Source organism: Kribbella sp. NPDC104740, from assembly GCF_055583505.1.
Genome location: NZ_JBVJNV010000001.1, coordinates 1,322,452 through 1,348,716 on the forward strand (window position 1 = coordinate 1,322,452; position 26,265 = coordinate 1,348,716).

General features: G+C 71.8%; 3 protein-coding genes. All 3 read left to right on the plus strand.

The genetic code is table 11. The features are described from left to right. Window positions 1–2 precede the first annotated feature (2 nt). Window positions 3–404: a YbaB/EbfC family nucleoid-associated protein gene (locus tag ACZ6Z4_RS06215; RefSeq protein WP_465558726.1), complete on the plus strand. Its 402-nt coding sequence runs from the start codon at window positions 3–5 to the stop codon at window positions 402–404. Further along, window positions 401–1,786 carry a hypothetical protein gene (locus tag ACZ6Z4_RS06220; protein WP_465558728.1) on the plus strand — a complete coding sequence of 462 codons (1,386 nt, stop codon included), beginning with the start codon at window positions 401–403 and terminating at the stop codon, window positions 1,784–1,786. Before ACZ6Z4_RS06215 ends, ACZ6Z4_RS06220 begins: the two co-directional genes overlap by 4 nt. A gap of 79 nt (window positions 1,787–1,865) precedes the next feature. Further along, entirely contained in the window at window positions 1,866–26,243 is a 24,378-nt protein-coding gene (locus tag ACZ6Z4_RS06225) for a WXG100-like domain-containing protein (RefSeq protein ID WP_465558730.1), read from the plus strand. Window positions 26,244–26,265 lie beyond the last annotated feature (22 nt).

Below are 26,265 nucleotides of genomic sequence, written 5' to 3' on the forward strand. Positions count from 1 at the left end.
ACATGTCACGGATGGAACAGGTACTCAACGAGGCGCTCGGTACCTACCGCAAGCACCGAGAGAGCATGGCCGCGATGCAGGAAGGGCTGGCCGCCGTCACGGCGACGGCGACCGCGCCGCGCCAGGTCGTCACGGTCACCGTCGGGCGGTACGGCGAGGTGACCGCGCTCAAGTTCCCGACCACGGCGTACAAGCGGCTCGCGCCGGCCGAGCTGGCGGCGGTGATCCTGGAGACGATCGAGCAGGCCCGCGGGGAGGCGCTGGAGCAGACGGCTGACCTGATGGCGCCGATGCTGCCCGAGGGGATCTCGGCGCACGACCTGGTCAAGGGCCGGGCCGACCTGTCGGCGATCCTGCCCGACGAGCCTGGGATCCCGGCCGGCGTCGAGCTGAGGCAGCCGTGAGCGACAACTTCTGGGCCGACCCCGACGGGCTCGGCAAGTCGGCCGGCGGGTTCGACGACAAGGCCGGGCAGGTCCGGGATCTGCAGCGCCGGATCGACGACCTGAGCAACTCCGCTTACGTCCGCAACGTGCTCGGGGACGACGACCAGGGGGAGAAGTTTCAGAAGGTCTTCCTGAAGGCCGCGCGGGAGATGCACGAGGCGGTCGACCTGTGGAGCCAGGCGATCGCGGCGTCCGGGCACGGCGTGCGGTCGGCGGCGAAGATCCTCGTCAACGGCGAGGACGGCGCCGGGGCGCAGGCGGATCAGTTCGGGCGGAAGCTGTACGCCGGTGCCGGCGGGTCGGAGTCGGGAGAGGCGGGCTCGGGCGGGGGTGCTCGGGACGGGGTGACGGACGCGATCCCGGCGCGGGTGCTGGAGCCGACGGAGTTGCTCGCGCCGCGGGACGCGCGGGTGTTCGCCGGAGAGGGGGCGGAGTCGGTGCGGCAGGAGACGGTGTTGCCGGGGACGCCGTTGTCGCCGCAGTTGGATGCTGATGGCAACGAGGTGGTGGGTGAGCGGGTGGCGTCGGAGCTGATCGAACCGACGGCGCCGTTCACGCCGCGAGATGGTCGGGTGCTGGCCGGGGAGGGGATGGTGCGGCAGGCGGAGGTGTTGCCGGGGACGCCGTTGTCGCCGCAGTTGGATGCTGATGGCAACGAGGTGGTGGGTGAGCGGGTGGCGTCGGAGGTGATCGAGCCGACGGAGCTGTTCGCGCCGGGGGATTCTCGGGTGTTCGCTGGGGAGGCGGTGCGGGAGGCGGAGGTGTTCCCGGCGACGTTGTCGCCGCTGCTGGATGCCGACGGAAACCCCCTGCGGGACGACGCTGCGCCGGTCGAGTTCCCGGCGGAGCCGGGGGCGTTCGCGCGCGACGTGGCGTTCGCGGCGGAGCCGGGGGCGTTCGCGCGGGACGAGTCGTTCGTGGGGGAGCCGGCTGCGGTGGCTGGGAGCGAGTTGTTCGCGGCGGAGCCGGTTGCGGTGGCGCGGGACGAGTCGTTCGCCGCCGAGGCGGCTGCGCCGGCGTACCCGCAGAGCCACTCGTTCGCGGTGGACGGGGCTGTGCCGCAGGAGGCGCCGCTTCCGGGGACGGCGCTGTCGCCGCAGCTCGACGCGGCGACCGGTGCGCAGGACGCGACGCCCGCGCACGTGGACGACCCGGCGCCGGCCCACCCCGCGCACCGCGGCTTTGCGGCCGCCGGGTCCGACGACCACTCGGAGCCGGTGCGGCGCGCTCATCACCACCGCACCGGGCTCGGTGCGCAGCAGGACGAGGAGGTGGTCGGCGAGCGGCGGAAGGACGTCGTACGGGAGCCGGCCGCGGCAGAGGAGACGAACCAGCAGTGACGATCCGTCCGGCCCACCAGCCCGAACCCGGTGACGCGGTGCGTCACCGGGACTCGACGCGTGCGCGGGTGGTGACCGGATGAGCATCGAGATGCCCAAGGAGCTCGGCTGGCTGATCGGCGGCAGCAGCTTCCCGCAGGGTGACGAGGACGCGATGCGCCGGATGGCAGGCGAGTGGGACCAGATCGGCCGGGACGCGAAGAACGCCGGGGCCGGGCTCGAGGACCTCGGCAACAACTCCGCGCGGCACGTCAGCGGTGACAGCGGACGCGGGATCCGCAAGCGCGGCAAGACGCTGGGCGGGATCGGCGGCGGCTTCACCGGAATGGCCGGCAGCAACTCGAAGATGCTGCGCGACCAGGCGCTGAACATCGAGAACGGCAAGTACGGCGTCATCATCGCCGGCGTGATCACGCTGGCCGACATCCTCTGGGCGATCTCGAACCCGTTCACCGTCGAGCTGGTCCCCGAGTTCATCGCGGCCGGCCGGCTGGCGATCAAGAAGATCCTCGGCGAGCTGGACGTGGTCGCGACGATGATCGCCGAAGCCGCCCAGGAAGCCGTCGAGGAGGTGCTCGAGGAGGTCGCCGCCGAGCTGATCCAGTTCATCGAGGGCAACCGGCACGAGTTCGACGACGACCAGCTGAAGATGTCCGGCGCACTCGGCGGCCTCGGCGGTGCCTTCGCGGGCGGGTTCGTGCACGGGCTGGCCAAGGGGAACCACAAGTTCGCCCATGGAGCCGGCGGCGCGGCGACGACCGAGGCCGGTACCGAGGGTTTCGTCGGCGGGGCTCAGTTCGGCATCAACCCCGAGGGCGGCGCCGACGACATCGGCGTCGGAATGGCGCACGGCGCGGCCTCCGGTGGCGCCAGCCACAAGGCCCACGAGATGAACCCGTTCCAGCACCACGACCTCGGCAAGCTCCGCGAGATGGCCAAGGGAGGCTCGACGGGCGACGTGGGCAGTACGTCGTCCGGGGAGGTGCCGCCGTCGTACGAGGAAGTGAAGGACGACAAGCCGCCGGCGTACGACGGTGCTTCGCCGGGCGGAGCGGGGTCGAGCGCCGGAAGCGGTGCTTCGGGGCGGTCGAGCTCGTCCGGAACCTCGGCTTCGTCCGGAACCACGAACTCCTCGAATTCCTCCGCCGGGACCACGTCGAGCTCGGGCACGACGTCCACCGGTACGTCGAGCTCGACGTCGACCAGCGGGGCGACGGGTTCGGCGAACCGGGGTCAGCAGGCCACCGGGTCCGCATCGTCCGGCACCGGCGCCAACCGCACCACGTCCACCACCGGCACCACGTCCACCACCGGCGCGACGTCCACGGGCAGCTCGACGACTGGTACCTCGTCGAGCATCACCAGCGGCACGTCCTCGAACAGCACCAACAGCACAACGTCCGAGCACACCGGCACGACCACCTCGAACACCACGGCGACCGGCACGACCGCCGGCACCGTGGCCGGCAGCCCGACCGGCACCATGCAGTCGACCTCGGACTCCACGGCCTCGAACACGCAGGGTGGCCTTCCCGGCTTCGGCACCACCCAGGACGTCACCACCGGGACCGACACCGTGGCGACGTCCGCCGACACCACTGTCACTGCCGAACAACAGCACGCGGCGACGACCTCGACGTCGGTCGAGCAGACCGCCGGCACCACCTCCACCGAGTCGACCGACGCCGGCTCGCTGACGACCACCTCGATCGGTCGGTCCGAGTCCGTTGTGTCGACCAGTCCTTCGCAGTCCACCACCGAAACGACGTCCGCGACGTCGAACCAGACGACCGGTACTGCGAACACCGCTTCCAGGACCTCCTCGAACGCGACCCCCGGCACCAGCACCGCGTCGACGCCAACCCAAGCCACGCCGGCCCGAGCCGAGTCCACCGTCGCCGGATCCAGCCGGGTCCAGCCGACGCCGGCCCCCGGCGCGGCGACCGCTGGCCCGAGCCGTACGCAGGCCACCCCTGGCCCGAGCCGTACGCAGGCCACCCCTGGCCCGAGCCGTACCCAGGCGACTCCGGTCCGTACCGAGTCGGGCCGGCCAGGCACCGCTCGTCCGCGCCCCCAGGACCAGGCCCCGGATCAGCAGCCGTCAGCCGAGCCACTTGCCGCGTCACTCGCCCCCACCCCGGCGCCCATCACCGCACGGCCGGCGGCCGAGCTCACCGGGGACCCCGGCCCGTCCACCGTTCGCGCGGGCAAGCAGCGCAGCACCGTCGACTCCGCGGACGACATCGGCGAGCAGCTCACCCGGTCCGCTGAAGCGATTCACGACGATGCGACCGTCGACCGCCCGGCCGAGGCCGACCGCCCGGCCGAGGTCGACCACGCCGACGACGAGAGTCTGCTCGAGTTCCTCGTCCCCGAGGTCAACATCGAGCTCCGCAAGCAGGGCTGGACCATCGACCTTCCGCCGCGTGCGATGGTCGTGGAGGCCCTGGCCGACTACCGGGACCGCGCCACCTACTTCCCGAAGAACCACCGCGAACTCGCGTCTCATCTGGCCCACTACTTCCGGACCGGTGGCGAAGAGATCCGTCCCCGGGTCAAGGGCGGCTCGGTCGGACTGGAGTACGAGACGGGCGCCGAGGTCGACCGCAGCGGGTTCGACAAACGGCTCGGCCTCGCCACGCTCGTGGAGACCGACCACTTCACCATCACGACGGACAAGACCCAGGGCCGGCCGCCGGCCGGCAGCAGTGTGACGCCAGGTACTCGCCGCATCTTCGAAATCATCTCCAAACCATCCCGGAGCCAGGACCGCGAAACCGGGTTCTCGACACCGAAGGACATCGCAGATCAGGTCTTCGCGGCGTACGACGCACTGAGCGATCCGCGGAACGCGGGCAAGACGCTGCGCGAGATCTTCGCCGGCTACCCGGGGGCCCGGTTCCACCCGGCCGGCGGCAACCTGAAGGTCCGGGAACCGTCGGGGGCGGTGCCGGTGGATCGGCGCTTGCTGCACTACACCGTGTCCGTACCGATTTCCAGGATCCACGAGGCGATGCGGCTCGCGGGCCGGCGGCACGACCCGCGGGACACTCCGTCCCGCTTCAACGCGATCGCCCTGGCCTTCGGGGACCATGTCGCCGCCGGCTACCTCGGCGTCAACGGGCCACCCGGTGAGTTCAACCCCGTACCCCCGGCCGTTGAGCAGCTGAACGAGGCGATGCGGGGCCACGAGCGTGACGACGTGGTCGGTGAGATCCGTTCGATCGTGGCCCTGGCGACCGCTCAGATCACGGCCACGGTGGCAGAGACCATGATCGACAAGGAGATTGCCAAGAACCATGTCCTGGCGGGGAGCCGGACGTCGCTGTCGGGAATTCTGGCCTCGGCCAGTGACCCCGCGCGTGCGTACCTCGAGGCGAACTTCGACCAGATCGCCCGGGCCGTGGAGAGAACCGTCCGCGGTGCGATGAACGACGAGTCCGTGACCAGGAGGTCACCCAGCTGGGTGCTCGACGACGCCGAGGGAGCGGTCCTGGATCTGGAGGGCCCGAAGATCGGAACACTCCGTCGAGTGGTCAGGAACGCGTTCACCACGGTGCCCGAGAACGAGAAGGTGTTCCAGGACGTCTTGATGGGAATGAAGACGACCTTCCCGGGGGCCTACGACCACGAGGGGCAGCTCGGCGTGCCCCAGGCGTTGCTGGAGTTCCGGTTCCTGGATGAGCGCCCGGACGGCCATCCGGCCGTCAGGACGACGCTGACGGAGCTCGTCGGTCGCGCCTCCGGGTGGTACGACGACGCCGAGCGGGATCGGGCCCGGCGGCAGCTGAACGAGCAGTTGTCGCCGAAGCTCGAGGCGGCGGGGGTGTCGCTGACCGACGATCAGTTCGACAAGTTCCGGCGGAGAGCTGTCCGGCAAGCCGGCCTCGGCGCGTCCGGCCCGGAAGTGATCGCGGAACGCATGCTCCAGCTCGCACTGAACGACTCGCGCACAGCGGTCTCCGAGCCGCCCGAATCGGGTCCTTCGACGTCCTCTTCGGCAGGGCGGCAGGCGCCGCCGCGGCCGGAGGGCCGATCGGCTTCGGACGGCCGGGTGTCCGGTCAGTCCAGGATCGTGCATCCGTTGGGGCTGTCCGCGGACGATCTGGCGACCGCGCGATCCGCCGGTCCGGTGGTTCGGACGTCGGTGGAGCCGCGTCCGGCGCGTTCGGAGGTGGTGGAGGGACGGGCGAATCTGCGTCCGGCCGGCGATGGAGTGGTGCGGTCGCAGCCGGCGGGAGACCGGGGGAGCGCGCCCCGCAGGGCGGCGACCTTCGGTGTTCAGCGCTGGTCGTTCGAAGGGCAGAACGTCACCGAGGTGACCGTACGGATCGGTCTTCGCCCGGCCGGCGACACCCGAGTCACCGACGATGCACTGGAAGCTGTGTGGTCACGGTTGCAGGACGGGGTGGACGACTGGTTCAACCGGCCACGCAACGTCCTCGGCGACGGGCAGGACCGGTTGTTCGTCCGCGTCGTGCGGGCCGACGACGACGTGGATCTCCCGGTGGACGTGACCTCCGGCGGACCGACGAGCGAGTTCCACTGGCGGACGGACAGCAGCAGCGACGAGTTGGCGCACGAGATCGGTCACGTCCTCGGTCTGCCGGACGAGTACCGGCCGGCAGGCTCGGAGGGGCTGCACGTCGACGGTTCGCTGATGGGTGACTTCCACACGCAGGCTCCGGACGCCACCACCACCACCACCCCGGCCGGCTTGCAGTCGCGTCATCTGGCGGTGCTGTCACTGGCCACGGACAGCGTGCCGGTGATCGCGCTGGACGGTGTGATTCACCCGGCCGCGCTCCGGACCGATCATCCGCTGGGGCTCGAACCGGACGTGCCGGCGACCGGCACCCCGGGGCCGGACTACCTCGAGCTGACCCGGCGCGTGAACGCCGAGATCCGCAAGATCGCCACCAGCACGAACCCGGACGAGCTTGCCAACTGGGAGGTCGACGAGGATGAGGTCCGCGGCCTGGTCGAGAACCTTCCGCCCGGCGACCGGGCGCTGAACACCCCGGCTTTCGTGCAGAAGCTCGCGGTCAAGCACCTGCAGCCCGGCGGCGACGGCACGGTCCGGTTCCCGGGCGGCCGGATCGGCGTCGAGGTCGAGACCCGCCGTACCCTGATGGGTGCCGAGGGCAAGGAAACGGTCGCGCACGGCTCCGGGTACCAGGTCGTGGTCGACCAGGCGCCCGGGCACGACCGGTACTTCGAGTTCGTCACCGAGCCGATCACCGTCCGTGGTACCGACGGCCGGCCGTTCCCGCTCGACGAGGGGCCGGCGCACCGCGACGAGACCTTCGGCGCCGTCCGGAGCGGGCTGGAGACCGTGCTCGGTGCTCCCGAGGGCGACCGGGTGGGGGACCACTTCGGGACGCGGACCGACCCGGACGGCGAGAACGCGCGGTTCGGTGTGCCCAGTCCTGAAGCGTTCTCGGTGCATTTCACCGTGGGGGTGCCGGCCACCGGTCTGCGCGCCGTACTGGACCAGGCGGTCGAGCACCACCTCGCGCTGAACACCCAGCAGCTCGGCAACGCGCACGAGAACGCCCAGGCCGCGCAGCGCTTCGGCGACTGGATGCAGCAGTTCTACGCCCAGAGCTCGCCCACCGCGACGCAGGCCGAGCTCGACGCCGCGAACGGGTTCGGCGCGCTGGTCCACACCCAGGTCGCGGCGCTGGCCAACTCGTTCGCCGTTCCGTACGACTCTCCGGTCCGGAAGGCCAAGTTCTTCACCTTGGTGGCTTCGCGGGTCTCGTTGGCGGACCTCCTGGCGCTGCAGCCCCCGGCGGTCCGCGACTTCGTGCGGCAGCACGCCGGCGAGATCAGGGCACAGTTCACCGCGGAGCTTCAGCAGAGCAGCTGGCTTCCTCCGGACCTCGAGGGCGATCTGCTGTCCTGGCGTGGAGACCAGTACGAGCCCTCGCTGTCGGTCGGGGAGTACCTCGACAACGCCCTGACGGCCGCACCGGCCCGGCCCGTCAACCAGGTCGAGACGCTGGGGATCAGTGTTCCGCTGCGGCCGGACGACAACGACGGCCGGCGCACGACCGGCCTGATGCTGCTGGAGCTGCGCGCGTTCCTGGTGTACCCCGAGACCGGGCCGGACGTGAACGCTTCGCTGGCCGACACCGTCATGCAGGTCGTCGAGCACTCCTACGACCACCTCGAGTCGGTGGTCCGCTCCGTCGACCACGAGGCCCGCGAGAGCGCGGTGCCGCCGGTCGAGCAGGTCGGTCCGGAGTCGCCGCTGGTGTCGTTGCGTGGCGGGGTGCCGCCGGTTGGGCAGGTCGGTCCGGAGTCGCCGCTGGTGCCGTTGCGCGCCGCCGTGCCGCCGCCGCGGCTGGAGCCGGTGCGGGCGGACGCCCCGGATCCGTTCGTGCCCGCGGTGGTGACGTTCGGGCGGCGCGAACGCGGGTACACGGCGCACGCCGAGGCCGAACTCGAACGGGTTGCCGACGAGGTGGTCCGGCGGGCCCGGCTCGGCGAGCACGTCCTGGTTCACCTGGAGGGCGGTGGCCGGGCGCCGCGGCTGTGGGGTGACAGCCCGGTGCTGAAGGGCACGCAGCGAGCGGCTTCGGTCGAGGAACGGCTTCGGTCGCTGGTCGAGGTCCGGCTGGCGCAGCGCGGCCTCGGTCTCGACGAGACGCCGGTCAGGTTCGTGTCCTCGGGGCGTCCTGACCAGGACGGGAGCGCGGCGCAACGGCGGCAGGTCGTCGTCGACCTGATCAGCTCGCGTTCGGAAGCCGACGTGACCGCGGCGCACGAACGCATCCTGGACTCCGACCACGTCGAGCCCGCCCCCGGGCAGTCCGACGACGTCCGGTTCGACGCGAGCCGGATGATCCGGCCCGCAGTCCCGGTGGACACCGAGCAGCCGGTCGCCGAACCGGTGCAGCAGAACGCGTCGCCGGTCGCCGACCCGGTGCTGCAGCACGCGCCACCGATCGCCGTACCGTCGCCGCAGCATGCTTCGCCGCGCGCGGACGAGCTGGTCCCGGACCAGAACAAGGGCAAACGCCGTACCGGACCGCGGGCCGACCACCCGCTGGGACTCGACGACGACGAGCTTGCGGACGCGCGGGAGCGCGGACAGGCCGACGTCGTCCGGCGGTCGGTGCAGCGGCGACCGACGGCGCCGGAGCTGGCTGCGGCTCTCGAAGCGCGCGCGACGGGAGAACTGCGGCCGCCGGTCCGCGGTGCGACACCGCCCCGCGCCGGGCAGTTCGCCGTGCAGCGACTGGCGTCGAACGGCCGGACGGTCACCGAGGTGACGGTCCGGGTCGGGATGCGCACGTCCGGCACCGTGGACACGGACCTGGTCTGGTCGAAGCTGCAGCAGGGGGTCGAGCACTGGTTCAACCGCCCGGACAACGTGTTCGGCAACGGTCCGACGGGGGACCGGCTGGTCGTCCGGACGGAGCGGGTCGCCGCCGTGGACGCGGACCTGTCGGTCGAGGTGACCGACGAGGACGGACCCACCACCGGGCAGCGGTGGCGGGCGGACAGTTCGAGCGACGAGCTGGCGGACCAGATCGGCCACTTCCTCGGCCTTCCGGACGACCACCGGTCCGGCGTCACCGGGCTGCCTGTCGACGGTTCGCCGCGGGGCGACGTCCACCACTCGCCCGGCCTGCGGGAGCGGCACCTGTACGCGCTCGGCGCGGCGATCGGCAAGGGCGTCCGAGTGACCGCCGTCCGGCCGTTGCCGGTGCCGGAGACGCACGCGGACCCGAAGTGGCGGGCCGAGCTGCGCAACGAGGTCCACCTCGAGCTGCAGCGCCTCAGGTGGAAGGGCGAGCTGCCGGACGCGGCCGCGATCCAGGTCGCGCTCGACGAGCACGACGCCCGGGCCACGTCGATCCCGTCGTACCAGCGGGCGGTGGCGGTCAACCTGGCGCACTTCGTCGTCACCGACGGCCGCGAGGTCGGGCCGAGGGCGCTGGGTGGTTCGGTCGGGCTGGAGTGGGAGACCGGCATCAAGGCCAGCCTGAGCGAGCAGACGGCTGACCACGAAGCGAGGCCGATCGTGTCGAAGTACTTCGACATCGTCATCGACTGGTACGAGCGCCGGTCGTTCTTCGAGATCAGCGGCAAACCGGTCCGGGCCCTGCTGCTGGAGGGCGGCTACCCGGCCTTGGCCGAGGCGCACCAGGCGATCCTCGCCGCGCACCGCAAGCTGCTCGACGCCAAGCCCGGTACGCCGATCACGGACGTCTTCCCGGCCACCCCGGGCAGTGCCACGCAGGCGTGGGTCGAGCATCGGTCGACGAGCGGGACGATCACGGTCGGGAAGCCGTCGGGGGCGGTGAAGAAGGACCGCCGGTACCTGCAGTACACCGCGGCGGTCCCGATCTCACGGATGAGCGCGATGATGTCGGCGGCGCACCAGCAGTACCTCCTCACCCATCGCAACCCGGAGCCGGTGGCCGAGCTGACCCGGACCGCGATCGCGTTCGGCGACCAGGTGGCCGCCGGCTACCTGGGGCTGTCCGGCGACCCGTTGGTCTTCACCGCGCCCGCGGAGCTGCACTTCGACCAGAACCTCGCGGACCGGCTGGACACCCGGCGCAACGAGTCGATGAGCACGGTGCGTTCGATCGGCGCGGTCGCCTTCGGCCAGGTCGTCGCGTTGCTGCACGCCCGCGCCGAGAAGGCACCGCTGGCCAAGAACCTGACGCTGGGCGTGTCGAGAACGGCGATGGGCGCGCTCTACGCCGCGGCCCCGCCCGCGGCGCAGTCGTACCTGACCGACAACGTGGACCGGCTGGTCGAGTCGGCCGCCCGGTTCGCGTGGCAGACGCTGCCGGCCGCCGTGCAACAGCAGATCAGCGGCGGGGCGGACTTCGACGTCGCCATGATCGTGGGCTCGCCGGAGAGCCCGACGCTGATCGGGCGGATCCTGCGCGACGCGTTCGTCCCGGTCGACCCCGTGGACCGGATCGACCAGTTCGAGGCGTTCGAGGTCAGGACGAACTACCGCACCGTCTACGACCACTTCGGGCACCTGGCGGTCCCGCACGCGCTGCTCGAGCTCCGGTTCTTCGACGAGAAGCCGCGCGACGACCACCAGATCGCCGCGACGATGCGGCAGCTGATCGAGATCAACAAGGCCGACTACGACCGGGCGCTGGACGAGCAGATGCTCAGCCTGGTCAACCGGCGACTGGTCGCGGCCGACCTGGACCCGATCGGTGTCACCGACCTGTGGACGGCGCGGGCCGCCGTCGCGCCGCCACCGCACGAGATCGGTACCCCCGAGAAGGAGCTCGTGGTCGCTGCGGACATCCTCACCGGGTTGCTGGGCATCGCTCCGCTCGACGGTCGACAGACCTCGACCGAGCGGACCACGCAGGGACTCGTGGGCCTGCACACCGACCCGGCTTTCGTCCGGTTGCTGCGCAACGCGGTCGTCGTCCGGATGCAGGCGATGCCGCAGCCGCCGCGGACGCTGCCCGGGATCCGGGCGATCGAGGTGGCCCTGACGGCGTACGACGCGCAGACCCGGAAGATCAAGCGCGACCACCGGTCGATGGCCGCCGAGGTCGCCCACTTCCTGCTCACCAACGGCAAGGAGTTCCGGCCACCGGCGCCGGACCAGGGTCGAGGTCCGGGACCGTCCGGCCGGCGGGCGCCCGAGCGACCGGCGGACCAGCTGGTGACGAACGACCTCCCGTCGCAGGAGCCGCCGGCCCGGCACCCGTTGCGGTTGCCGTCGCTGGTGGTGGCGGCCGCCCGGGCCCAGAACGACGTCGAGCGACGGTCGGTGGAGCAGCGTCCGCAGGTCTCGGACCTGACCGGCAAGGGTAAGCAGCGGGCCCCGGGCCGGGCCGGGACCTTCGGCGTCCAGCGCTTCTCGTACGCCGGTACGCAGGTCACCGAGATCACGGTCCGGGTCGAGCTCCGCGACGCGGGCGGTGAACTGGTCTCCGACGGCGTCGCGAACGACGTGTGGTCGCGGCTGCAGCAGGGCGTGGACCACTGGTTCAACAACCCCGGCAACCAGGTCGGCGGCGACCGGCTGTTCGTCCGGATCCTCCCGGCCGACGGCGACGCCGACCTGTCGGTCGCACTGACCGGTGCGGAGGACGCCCGAACCAGCGAGTTCGTGTGGCGGACCGACAGCACGCCGGACGAACTGGCGCACGAGATCGGTCATCACCTCGGCCTGCCGGACGAGTACCGGACCGGCGACGAGCCGGGCGTGCACGTCGAGGGCTCGCTGATGGGTGACTTCCACCGCGTCTCCGAGGACGGTGCGCCGGGTCTGCGGGCGCGCCACCTGACGGTGCTGACGGCCGCTGTCGACGGCGTACCGGTGATCGACCTGGACAGCAGTCTCGCCCGGCACGTGCCGGTGCCGGTGCCGGCCGAGCATTCCGACCCGAAGTTCCTGATGGACGTCTGGAACCAGCTGCACCTCGAGCTGGACAAGCTCGGGTACGACGGCCCGATGGTCGATCCGGGATCGATGGAACTGGCCCTGGCCGACTACGACACGCGGGCGCCGTACATCCCCCGGGGGCACCGGGCACTGGCCGTCGACCTGGCCCACTACGTGGTCACCGGCGGCCGGGAGCTCGGACCGCGGCTGCGCGCCGGCTCGGTCGGGTTCGAGCTCGAGACCGGTGTCGAGGTCGAGCTGGAGCAGCCGGGGACCGAGAAGCTGACCGGGGACCGGTACGCGACCGTGGTGCAGACCCGGTACTTCGACATCGTCGTCGACCGGCACGGTGGCCGGCCGATCCTGGAGATCGTGTCGGCGCCGGGCCGGACGTCGGACCTGGAGCGGTTCTTCGACCCGCAGCAGGACATCCTCGACGCGGTGGACAAGGCGCGGGACACCCTGCTGGCGGCGCCCGCGGGTTCGCTGGTCACCGACCTGTTCGGCGACAACGGCGGCCGGAACGGGTCCGTCGACCCGACGTTCCCCGAGACCAAGGGCGAGATCCGGATCGGTACGGCGACGCCGGCGGCCCGGCAGCGCCGCTACCTGCAGTACACGGTGCCGGCCCCTGTTTCCAAGATCCACGAGCTGCTGAAGATCGCGAGTGCCGGCTACCAGCAGCGGCCACCGTCGTACGACGATCTGGCGCGGTACACGGACTACGCGCTCGCCTTCGGCGACCTGGTCGCCGCCGCGTACGTCGACGGGGGGACGGACGCCGAGTTCGTGGCGCCGGACCGCCTGCGCCTCGACCCGCGGCTCGCCGCGCGCCTGGACCGGGAGACCGGCGAGGACGTCGGCAGCATCCGGTCGATCGCGACGGTCGCCTTCGCCCAGGGGCTCGCGCTGGTGCGGCCGTGGGCGACCGAGCAGGATGTCGTCGCGCTGACCAGGTGGTACCTGCTGGCGCCGGTGCGCACGGCGATGGCGGAGCTGTTCCGCGGCAGCCCGGTCGAGTCGCAGGCCTACCTGTCGGACAACGCCGACGCGATCATGGACGCGTTCGAGCTCTTCCTGCCCAGTGTCCTGGGGCCGGACCTGACCCGCCTGATCGAAACGCTCACCGGGTACGACATCACCGAGCCGGGTCTGGTGCTGGGGATCGACCGGAAGCTGCGCGGGATGCTGTACAGCGCGTTCACCTCCGTCGATCCCGAGGACGAAGTCGGTCCCTCCGTGCTGGGGAGGCGGGAGAACGGGCTGACCCGGCTCTACGACCACGACGGGGAGCTGGTCGTCTCCAACGCCCTGCTGGAGCTGCGGCACTTCGACAACAGCCCGGGCAGCACCGAGGAGATCGCGGACACGGTCGAGTACCTGCACGGGATCGCCGCGGGTCTGTACGACGACGTCGTCGACCAGCGGCTGCTCGACCAGGTCAACGCGCGGCTGACCGACGGCGGTCACGAGGAGATCGACCTGGCCGAGCTGCGTGATCTGCGCGACCGTCTCCAGGACTCGGTGTCCGACCTGGTGCCACGGATCGCGCAACTGGCCGTGGTCACCCGGCAGCACACCGACGACGTCGGGGTCGACGAGTTCGACCTCGGCCATCCGCTGGGGCTGGACCCACGGCGGCTGGCCGCGGCGCGGGCCGACAGCGAGCCGGTCCAGCGGTCGCTGGTGGTTGCCTCAGGCAAAGGAAAGCAGAAGGCGCCGGAGGTGACCGGTGCGTTCGGCGTACGGCGGCTGGCGGCCGGCGGCGTGACCGTGACCGAGGTGTCGGTGAAGGCCGGGCCGGTGCCGGCGGAGACGCTGGAGCAGCTGCGCGCCGACGTGGACGAGCAGTTCGGTGGGCTGGTCCTGCCGTCGGGCGAGCCACTGGTGGTGCGGGTCGAAGCAGCCGCGGAGAACGAGCAGCCGGACCTGGCCGACGCGACCGAGGAGGAGGTCGCGCGCATCCTCGGGCTGCCCGACCTGTCCCGGCTGGCGGCGGCGATCGGCGACGACATCCCGGTCCTCGTCGTCGACGCGCCGCGGACGTTGCGCTCCGGCGACCTGGAGGTCCCGGCCGAGCACCACTCGCCGGCGTTCCGGGCCGAGCTTCGCGACGAGATCGTCAAGGAGCTGACCGGCGGCGAGTGGAACCGGCCGATGCCGACCCAGACCGAGGTCGACGAGGCGCTGCGCACGTACGACGAGGAGGCGAGCTACCTTCCGGTCAACCACCAGGAGCTGGCGGTCCACCTGGCCGGCTACTTCCGGACCGGTGAGATCCGGCCGCGGCTTCGCGGTGGGTCGGTCGGGATCGAGCTGGAGACCGGGATCGAGCTGTCGGTGCCGGTCGGGTCGGGGATCACGCTGCTGCAGTCGAGGTACTTCGATCTCAAGCGCGACCAGAAGAGCAAGGCACTCGTCATCGAGTTCGTCGGGAAGCCGTACCGCAGCGATCCGCGGGAGACCGGTTACCCGACGTACGAGGAGGCACTGCCGCACATCCTGCGCGTCCACGAGCAGTTGCGGAACCCGGCGATGGTGGGCCGGTCGATCGCCGAGATCTTCCCCGAGAACGACGGCAGCAACGGGCAACCGTGGGTCCGGCACCGCGGTCCGGCGGCCGGGGTCAAGATCAAGGCGTCGACCGGCAAGGTCGCGATCGACCGGCGCTACCTGCAGTCGACGGTCTCCGCGCCCGTCTCGCAGCTGCACGCGATGATGACGTACGCGCGCCGCCACTACACCAGCACGGCGCGGCCGAACCTCGGCCGGATCACCGACTTCGCGCTCGCGTTCGGGGACCAGGCAGCGGCCGGCTACCTCGGTCTCGACGGCCGTCCCGGCGTCTACGACTCGGTGACGGCGCGGCAGCTGCCGGGCGACGAACTCCGGCGACTGCTGGACGCGCGCGACCGCGACGAGGTGATCGGTGAGATCCGGTCCGTCGCGGCGGTCGCCTTCGCCGAGACGGTCGCTCAGGCCGGCGCGCTGGTCCCGGGGACGCTGTCCAAGAACTGGGTGCTGGCACCGTCGCGGACCTCGCTCGCGGCGATCTTCCGGGCCGCCTCGCCGCAGGCACGTCAGTACTTCACCCAGAACTTCTTCGCCCTCGCCGCGGCGATCGAGACCACGGTGCCGATCGCCCTCGCGCCGGAGACCGTCCGGGACATCGCCAAGGCCGGCTTCCGGATCAACACACCGGGCGTGCTGCTGGACGTGGTCATCACCTCGACCGGGCAGACGGTCCTCGACCTGCTCCGCAACGCGTTCACCCCGGTGAGCCCGAACCAGGAGATCGACCAGTTCGCTGCGCTGGGCATGATCACGCGGTTCTCCGAGACGTACGACCACGAGGGAGCCCTGGAGCTCGAGCAGGCGCTGCTGGAGCTCCGGTTCTTCCGCCGGAACCCGGGCAGCGACCAGGCGGTCCAGGACACCGTGACCGAGCTGATCGACGTCAGCAACCGTCTGTACGGCAAAGCGCTCGACGCGCGCCAGCGGTCCACGCTGCTGGTGAAGGTCAACGCCCAGCTGGAGGACTCCGGGCTGGCCGACATCGCGATGGAGGACATGGTCCGGCACCGCAAGGCGGTCGTGCGCCAAGGCCGTTCGAACGTACCGGACCAGGACGAGCTGGCCCGGCTCATCGTCGATCTGCACCTGTCCGAGGTGCAGGACCCGGTCGACGAGGACCCCGGCCCGCAGGCCGGGCCCTCGTCCCGCTCCGGGCGTGCCGCGCCGCCGAGGCCGGCGAACTTCGAGACCGGTCCGGGGACGGTCGGTGCCACGCCGGAGCATCCGCTGGGACTGGACGAGGAGGCGCTGAACGCGGCGCGGGACCGGCACCCAGGGGCCGAGCGGTCGGTCGGGGCCCGTCCGGTGACGCGGGTGCCGGAGTCCGGCCGGCCCCACGTCGAGGCGGCGCCGGGCGGGCCCGGAACGTTCCGGGTGCGCCGGCTCGCGAAGGGCGACGTCTCGGTCACCGAGGTGACCGTCCGGGTGGCGGTCGCTCCGGCCGGCGACCAGGTCTCCGAGGACACCGTCCGTGCGGTGTGGTCGCGGCTGGAGGAAGGGGTCGGCCGCTGGTTCAACGAACCGTCGAACACGTTCAAGTCCGGGCCCGTCGGTGACCGGCTGTCGGTGCGGGTCGTCAGGGCCGACTCGGCGGCCGACGCGGATCTGTCGGTGGTCCTGAGCGACGACGCGCCGACGCACCAGACGTCGTGGCGGACGGACTCCTCGGCCGACGAGCTGGCGCACGAGATCGGGCACCACCTCGGCCTGCCGGACGAGTACCGGGCCGGGGGCCTCGGCGGTCTGCACGTTCCCGGATCGCTGATGGGTGACTTCCACACCGACCGTCCGGGCAAGGCACCGGACCGCGGCGGCCTGCAGGACCGGCACCTGTACGTGCTGGGTACGGCGATCGGCGAGGACGTGCACGTCGTCGATCTCGACACCGAGCCCGCGGTCGTCCCCGCGGCGCACCGGACCCCGGGGTTCCTGACCGACCTGCGGCACCAGGTGGTGCTGAACCTGACCGGGCCGCACTGGACCAGGGCACTGCCGGACGCCGCGCGGATCGACACCGCGCTGGCCGACTACTACTCGCGGGCGACCACGATCCCGCTCGACCACAAGGCGCTGGCCGGGCACCTGACGCACTACTTCCTGACCAACGGCCGGGAGATCCGGCCGCGGCTTCGCGGTGGGTCGGTCGGGATCGAGCTGGAGACCGGGTTCGAGGTGACCACCGGATCGCTGCCCCGCGATCCGAAGACGAACAAGGTCACCGCCACCGTGATGCGGACCCCGCACTTCAAGATCGTGATCGACTACTTCGAGCGGTCGCCGATCCTCGAGATCGTCGGCGAGCCGGCCGGTTCGCTGCTCGGGGAGAGTGACGTGCCCGACGCGCAGGAGCGGCTGACCGCGATCTACGCGGCGTACGACCTGCTGCACCGGCAGGCGCCGGGCCGGCGGCTGGTGGACATCTTCAGCGGGTACGACGGCCAGGACGGCCGGCCGTGGGCGGTCTTCCCGCACGGCGACGTGATCGGCATCGCCGAGCCGACCGGAAATGTGCCGTGGGACCGCAAGTTCGTGCAGTACACCGTCTCGGTCCCGGTACCGCAGATCCACGCGATGATGCGGCACGCGATGGAGGAGTGGACACAGCGGCCGAACGGCCCGGATCCGCTGGACGAGCTGACCGGGTTCGCGCTGGCCTTCGGCGACCGGGTGGGCGCGCTGTACGCCGGCCGGGAGGTGACCCTGTTCGAGGAGGGCGAAGCGCTCACGGCCGACGCGAGACTCACGGAGTGGCTCGACGAGCGCGACGACGAAGCCACCGACGCGGTCCGTTCGATCGCGGCGAACACCTTCGCCCAGATGCTGGCCGCGATGACGTCGGGCAAGGGGTTGTCGAAGAACAGCACCCTGGCTCCGTCGAGAACCGCGCTGGCCGCGATCTTCGCCGCGGCGCCGACCCGGACCCAGGCCTTCCTGGCGAGCCGGGCCGAGGACCTGATGGAGGCGCTGGTCAACCACATCGACCTGCTCGTCACCGACAGCGCCCGGGAGCGCCTCGAGGACAACGGGATCTTCCTCGACGAGGCCGACACCTTCCTGGGCACGCCCGGACGGCCGACCGCCGAGCGGGTGGAGCTCACCAACGCCTTCGCCTACGACGGAACCGGTCCGGTCGTCGACCAGGAGACGACCCTCGGCATCAGCACCAACTTCCTGCTGACGTACGACAACGAGGGGAGGCTGGAAGTTCCGCAGGCGTTGCTGGAGCTGCGCCGCTACAACTCGCGGGTGGACGAGCTCGAGGACATCACGCTCGCCCAGTCCGAGATCGACGACTTCCACCAGGCGCTGTACGGGGTCGCGGTGGAGGCCCAGCGCTCCAGCTCCGACCAGCAGCTGCTCGCAGAGGTCAACGAGAAGTTGTCCGCCACTGGGAATCCGGCGATCACCGTCGTCCAGCTGCGGGCGCTGCACATCAGGATCGCCGCTGAGTCGTCCGACCTGTCGCCGGACGAGTTGACCGACCAGCTCGCCGCGCTCGCGGCCGAGCAGACCACCGGCAGCACAGCGACCGGTGGCGACCACGAGATGACCGACGACGACCACGAGATCACCGACGACGACCACGAGATCACCGACGACGACTACGAGATGACCGATGCCGGTGACTCGCCCGCACCGCGGCGTCCCGCGGACTGGATCGAAGCGGTGTCGCGCGACGACCGAACGAGCCACCCGCTGGACCTGTCCGACGAGGACCTGGCTCCGGCCCGGTCGCAGGGGCAGTCCGTACGACGCTCGGTGGAGCGCCGGCCGCAGCCCGCCGACCTGAGCAAGGGGAAGCGGCGTGCACCGGGCCACGCCTCGACGTTCGGCGTCCAGAGGTTGCGGTCCGGCGGTCGCACGGTGACCGAGGTGACGGTGCGGGTCGCGGTGCGGGCCGTCCAGGGCGGTCGGGTCACCGAGCAGCAGCTGCGGGACGGCCTGGCCCGTCTCCAGGAAGGTGTGGATCGCCGGTACAACCAGCCCGGGTACGACTTCACCGCCGGTCCGGCCGGCGACCGGTTGTTCGTCCGGGTGGTGCCGGCCGGTCCGGCCGGGCCCGCGGACCTGACGGTCGAGATCAGCGCCGACGAGAACGCACGGACGACCGAGCGGCACTGGCGGGTGGACAGCTCGGCCGACGAGCTCGCGCACGAGCTCGGCCACTTTCTCGGCCTGCCGGACGAGTACCGGGAGGCCGGCGCCGGCCTCGACGCCGACGGTTCGCTGATGGGTGACTTCCACGCGCCGGCTCCCGGCCCGCTCGAGCAGGGCGGTCTGCGCCCGCGGCACCTGTACGTGCTCGGAACAGCGATCGGCACCGACGTCCCGGTCGTCGACCTCGACCTCGCAGTGGATGCCTTCGGCAACGATTTGCTGACCTGGGTGAACGGCGCCCTGGCCAACGACTTCAACCGGCCGGCCACCACGGTGGCCGCCGTCCGAACGGCGTACGAGGGCGCCACCGCCGCCGAGCGGGCCAGGATCGCCGGTACGCCGAACCGGTCCGAGCGGGCCCGCCTGCTGGCCGATCTCGTGGTGAACGGCGAGATCACGACGGTCCGCGGCGGAGCGCCGCGGACCCAGGACGCCAACCTGGCGGCGGAGCTGGACGAGCTCGCGCTGCGGCCGGAGGACGTCACCGGAGACGGGGACTGCTTCTTCCACGCGCTGATCCGGACCGCCGGACCGCGTGACGAGGTGACCGGTACGGCGTTGACGGTGATCGATCTGCGGGCCCGGCTGGCCTACGCGCTGGTGTCCGACGCGGCCCGGCCGGAGCAGGAGCGAGTGGTGTGGGACGACCATCTGCTGCAGACCACCGAGGCGGCGTACGAGCGGGAGACGAAGCGGCCCGCAGTCGAGCTGGGCACGCTGGCCGACTGGCTGGCCGCGCAGATCCGCCAGCCGGGCTCTTGGCGCAACTTCGGTGGCCACCGGACGCCCGAGCTGGCGGCTCGCCTGCTCGGCTACGACATCCGCGTGCATCAGCCCGGGCATCCGGTGCAGGCGCTGCTGGACGCGGCGGCGGTGCCCGGGAACTCACCCGGGCCGGTGCATCTCGTGCGGACGTCACACGAGCACTGGATGGCGACCGTGGCGCAGGAGGCCGACGTACCGGAGAGCTCGACCCGGAAGCGCCGGGGACGGCCGTCGCAGGGGTCCTCGGCCACGGCGAAGAAGCCACGGACCGGACCGGCGGCCGCCGCGGCCGACACGTCCGGCCTGCCGCCCGAACTGGTCGTCCGACCCGTGCGAGATGTCGAGGACGACGAGAGCTGGGGGATCGACGCGGTCTGGGAGGTGCTGCTGCCGGCGGGGACCACGGACAGCGGGCTGGACGCGGCCGCGGCGGAGTTGTGGGGCCTGATCCAGCTGCCGGCCGCCCAGCCTGGGACGAGCTGGCAGGTCCAGGTGACGGCGTACGGGAATTTCGCGCAACCGCGGGCGGATCAGGTCGCCGCCGTGCTGGAGCAGGGGCGTGCGGACGTCAAGACCGTTGCGGACAGCCAGTACTACCACCAGGTCCGCGCGTCGTGGGCGACCAACGACCCGTCGTTGCGGGAAGACCGCCCGCGGCTGCGGGGGATCGCGCGACGCACGCTGCGGATCCTGGTCAGGAGCACCGGCGCCGGCCCGGCGCACCAGCAGGGTGAGACGGTGCTCACCGTGCCGGCGCGGGTGGTGACCGCACCGGTGGTGACGAACACGCCCGGGCAGCTCGTGTTCGCCCGGGACCTGCCGTGGACGGAGCTCGTGCCGGTACCGGCCGGGATCAGAGCCAGGGCCATGCAACCGATCAACGGCTTGCCGCCGTTGTCGCCGTACCTGGTGGTCGAGGACGCTCGGGAGCACGAGCAGGACTCGGCCTGGAACGTGCTGTTGCCGCTCGACGAGCCATCCGGTGGTACGGCGGACCTCGCGGCCCAGCTCGACCGGATGGTGCGGGCGGCGGCGCCCGGGACTCGGTGGGAGCTCGTGGCGACCGGTTTCGGGACCAACGGGCGGGCCCGGGCCGAGCTGCTGACCGCGCTGCTCGGAGCGAACCGGCCCGACATCGCGCCGCGGACCCGGCACCGGGGGCGCGGTGAGATTCCGATGACCGCCTTCCTGCGGGAGGCGCAGGCCGAGGACCGGATCACCGAGCTCGCAGCCCGCTTGGTGCGGGTCACCATCAGACCGATGGTGATCGAGGGACCTGAGCCCCCGTCACCGGTCGCCACCGAGCAGCCGGACATCGACGACCCGGCCCACGACGACGTCGACGACGACGAGGTCAACGGCCACGACTTCAACGCTGAGGGCTTCAACGACGACTTCGACGACCACGGCGACTTCGACGACCGCGGCGGCTTCGACGAGCAGGACGACGTCGACGGCCAGGGCGGGCCCGATCCCGCGAACCAGCCGCCGGGCAGCGATGCTCCGCTCGATCCCGGCGCGCCGCTGACGGTCGGGGTGGTGTTCGACCCTGAGCAGGTCAGCTACGACGGGCAGACCGACGCGCCGCTGCGGCAGTTCGCGGCGCGGCTGGCCGATGCCGTGGCGACGCGGGGCGTGCGGATCGTGCTGCGGGCGGAGGGCAGCGGCGACCACGGCATGGACGACGGTTCGTGGCAGATCGTCGGCACCCTGCGGGCCGACGCCGTCCGGGAAGAGCTGACGCGGCTGGTTGCCGCCGAGCTGAGGGCTCGGGGGGCCGACGCTCAGGCGGTGACCTTCGACCTGCGCGACGGGCCGAGCCGCGCCGAGCACGGCCAGGTCCTGATCAGCGTCGTGAACGAGTTGCCGGCGGCCGACCGGGACGAGACCTTGGTGCTGGCGCCGGACGGCAGCGCCTCCCGGTCGCTGCAGGTGCTGGCCGACCTGGTCAACTCCACTCCGGCGAACCAGCGGCTGCTCATCACCGCTCGTCGCCGGCCCGGTGTGACTCCGGACGAGGCCGAAGCGGTACTCCGGCGTACGGCGATCAGGCTGCTGAACGAGTCCGGAGTGACCCAGGAGCAGGCGAACCGGACGATCTCGATCGTCATCGCCCCGGAGGCCGAAGCTGACGGTCCTGGTCCTGATGTCTGGCTCACCACGCGGCGGCGGACGACTCGGCCGGCGGCTGACATCCGGCGGTCCGACGAACTGACCGGGCTGATCCCGGTGGACACGCGCAGCGGTGGTGACAGCTTCGTCCGGGCGCTGGTGACCGCCGCCGGGCTGCGGACCTCGGCCGGTCAACCCCGGACGGTACGCCAGGTCCGGCGGCACCTCGCCAACGAGCTCCGTGTGGACGCGGCCCGTCCGGAAGCCGAGCGGAGCATCTGGACTCCTGCGGTGATCGCCGCGGTCGGTGCGACGTACCCGGACCTCGGGCGGGTCGATGACCTCGGCGCGTTCGCGGACGCGGTGGCAGCGCGGTTCGAACTGCACAGGTGGTGGGACCGGACCGCTCGTGACCTGATGCCGGCTCTGGCGAACTCGGCGTACGGACTGGACCTGGTGGCGCACGACCTGGAGGGGACGAGTCGCCGGCTGTGGAGCCCGCAGACAGTGCCCTCGACGGCCCGTACCGTCCGGTTGATCCGCGTGACCGACCACCACTGGATGGCGACCCGGCCGGAGGGTGAGCCGCCGCCGGTGCCCGAACCGGAGGAGGAGAACCCGGCGGTGTGGCCGGACGTTCGCCTGGCGCCGCTCGGGAGCTGGTCCGTCGCGCCCGACGGATCGGTGTCCGGATCGTTGGACCACCTGGCGGAGCTGGTGCGGTCCACGACCGACGACCGGTGGCTCGTGCTCGTCGTGTCCCGGCAGGCCGGCCGCGTGACCAGACAAGAGGCCGAAGACCTGGCAGAGTCGCTCCGTGGGCGGTTGGCGACCGAATTCGGGCTGAGCGCCGAGCAGACGGAGCGCGTTCTGCTCGACGTACCGGCCGGGCTGGTCCACGACGGTGATCAGGCCGTCCGGCTGGACGCGGCGTGGAGCGACCAGACCGACGACGCGGCCGGTGACGTGCACGGTCCGCTGCTGGCGGTCCCGTTCGAGCCGACGCAGGCCGGACTGGACAGGGACGGCAGCCGGCAGCTGCGGCAGTTCGCCATTGAGATCGCTTCCAGGGCCGACGAGGCAAGCCGGCGCGGCAGCCGGGTCGAGCTGTACGTCGACGGCGCCGGCGACCCGCAGACGCCGGTCGCCAGGACGTGGCTGGTGCTCGGTGATACCCGGACCGGCACGGTGCACAAGACCGTCGCGCGGATGGTGTCCGAGGAACTGACCAGGCGCGGCGCTGACCCGGGCCTCGTCACCGTCCACCGGGTCCCGCACCAGCTGGCCGACAGCGAGGCGATCGCCGGCCGGCCGGGTGGCCCGCACCGGGCCGAGGACGGGATGGTCATCATTCGGTCGATCGACAGCGAGCAACCGGCCGACCGGCTGAGCGCGGCGGAGATCCTGTCCAGCCCCACGCTGACCGCGCGGCTCGGGAACGCGGTCAACAACGAACTGACCAGACAAGGCCGCCCCGAGCGCCTGCGGATGGCGGACGTCGCTCCGGCGTTGGCGCAGTACGGGCAGCGCGCCGGTGTCTTCCCCACCGACCTGCGCCAACTCGCCGCCGGCCTGGTCCGGCCGGCCGGAGTCGATCAGTCCTCCGGTCGTGGTGCGGCAGGTGCTCGGACAGGCCTCACGCACGGTGCCGAGTCGGACCTGCTGACGCGGGTGAACCAGCGGTTGGTGGAGCTGGGCGCGGCGCCGATCAGTGCGGAGCGGTTGATGCTGGTGCGGAACACGACAGTCGAGTTCAACGCCGGGAACGAAATCCAGGCGCAGGAGTCGTTGGTGGACGGGATCAGCCGGTCGATCGCCGGCCGCGGTCCGGTGCCGGAACCGTTGCGGATCGGCGCGGAGCCGGCGGTGGTGCCGGACGGGCATCGAAGCGACGGCTTCGTTGCTGCTGTTCACACCGTGGCTGTCGACGTGCTGGAGGATCACGTCAGCCGTGGCTGGCCGGGCCTGGTTCCGGATGTGGAGACGGTACGAGCGGTTCTCGAGGATCACTACCGCCGGGCGGGTTCGGTCTCGCGCGATCACGTGACGATGGGCGGGCACGTGGCGCACTACGTGCTGACCGGCGGCCATGAGCTGCGCCCGGTGATGGGCGGCGGCTCCGGACGCTCGGGACCGCCGAGGCTGGGTGAGGCGAGTGGGTCCGGGCGGACGCTGGACGGGAACCCGCGGCAGCCGTCGCCTCCGGCGAACCCCGCTCACGACGGACGGAACGAGCCGGGGCCGCTGCCCGGTGACGTGGATCCGCGGCTGCCGAGCGGGCTGGAGATCTGGGCATCCCCGCTCGTCGTGGCCGGCGTGAACGGCACCGAGGTCACCACGCAGTGGGACGTGCTGCTGCCTGAGGGAGGTCAGGTCACCGCGGCCCAGTTGCGCGAGATCTCCGACCAGCTGAGCACCCTGCCGCCGAACCACCAGCGGTCGGTGACAGTGATCGGGTACGACGCGAACGCCGGTGCCGCCGCGCGGGTGGCCGGGCTGCTGCAGACCGCGGCGTCGAGCGTCCCGATCGCCACGCGGACCGATGACGTCGAGTCGATGTCGCGCGACTGGATTCCCGCCGACCTCCCGGCACAGCAGTGGCGTGAGCGGCAGGCGCTCGCCGGTCCCCGCCGGGTGCGCATCGAGCTCGGCGGTCGCGGCAAGCCCACCCTCCGGCAGTTGCCGGCCACCGTGACCGTGCTGCCGGGATCGGACGCGACGTACCGGGGGACCGACGGTCAGCCGGTGCCGAGGCGGATGCGGATCGTGCTGCCGGCCGGTGCCGAAGCCGGAGTCCTCGCGGATACGCTGCGTCCGCACCTCGTCCGGCTGGAGCAGCTATCCGGCGGACGCTCCTGGGAGGTGACGGTGACGGCGTACGTGAATCCGTCTCCGGCCACCACCGGGCTCTCCCAGGCCCTGAACCTGGACCGGACCGACATCGTGACCACGCCGGTTGTCGCGCGCCGGGCGACGATCACCGGGCCCGAGTTCGCCCAGCTGGGACGCGTGCTGACGCCACGGTGGCGCGAACAGCTCGAAGGGCGACTCGTGCAGGTGGACATCCGGCCCGGGGCGCGGAGCACGGGCGGCACCACCCCGGCGGACGCGCTACCGGTCGGCGAGCCTCGTGCTCCCTGGGCGCCGGCCCTGGGGCAGGCGGAACGTGAACAGATCCGCGAGCGGCTGCGCGCCCTGGGCGGTGCTGTCCCGGATGCCGCGCTGTTCGGAGGGGGCCGTGCCTTCACGGCACCGGTCCAGGGGCGAGCCGAGCGCGACCGGATCGCGGACGGTGATGTGCGCGCCGGAGCCTGGCCCGATCCCGCCGCCGCGGCCGCGGAGATCGTTCGGGCGTTGCCGACGCCGCTGCTCGACGACAACGGTGTCGCCGAGACCCCGAGCCGGCTGGTGGTCGAGGCGCGCACCTGGGGTGGCGGCCCGGCGCGGGACCAGCAGCGGCGCCACCTGGTGGAGCTGATCGAACAGGAGCTGAGAACTCGTCACCCGCAGCTGTCGGTGAGCCAGGTCTCCTGGATCGCTTCGGGCCTGGTGGGTTCGAGCAACTCGGGCACCACCGAGCCGGTGATCCAGTTGGTGCACCGCCGGTACCGGTTCACGGAGGCATCGATGACGGACGTGCCGCGGCTGATCGATCCCCGCGACCACGTGGACGCCGACGGCCGGGCCTTCCGGTCCTGGTCGCTCGTGCTCCCGTCAGGTCAGGTGACGCTCGCCGACTCCGACCGGGAGCACCTCGCCGAATTGATGAGGTTCCTGCAGGACAACGCCACACCGCAGTGGCGGATGACGGTCGCCGCGTTCGGTGTCGATGCCGGCGAGCGCGCGATCGATGCGGCCGGGCTGCTCCGGCAGTGGACGACGCGGCCAGAGATCGCGAGGAGCTACCTGGTCCAGGCGGTACCGGGATCGATCCTTCAACCCGGGGTCGCAGGGGTGGCGGCGGAGAGTCGGTTCAGGATTCACTACCGGCCGCCGGTGGCGCCCGGCTCCGCGGCTCGGGGCAGCACCGCGCCGTCTCCGCGCCGGCCCGTGACTCCGGCCGGCGAGCCGATGGACATCGACATGGAGCTCTTCGTCCAGGCTGTCGAGGCGGCCGTCGCCCAGGACGCGCCGGTACAACCGGGCGACGACGCCCCGACACCGGCGGAAACCCCGGTGAACGCTCCTGGGGCTCCGCCGAGCACGCCGGCCGGCATGCCGATGCAGGCGGCGGACTTCGACGTCTTCGCCGCTTGGCGGCGGGCCGAGGAGCGCGAGGCGCCGGCCGGGCAGCCCGGCGGTCCGGATCAGGATCTCGATCCGGGGTCCCCGATGGACGAAGCCGACGACGACCTGTTCGGTTCGGGAGACGACAGCGACGAGGACCTGTTCGGTTCGCGGGAGGGCAGCGACGAGGACCTGTTCGGCTCGCGGGAGGGCAGTACCGACCAGGACTGATTTTCTCCACTCGATGGGGAAA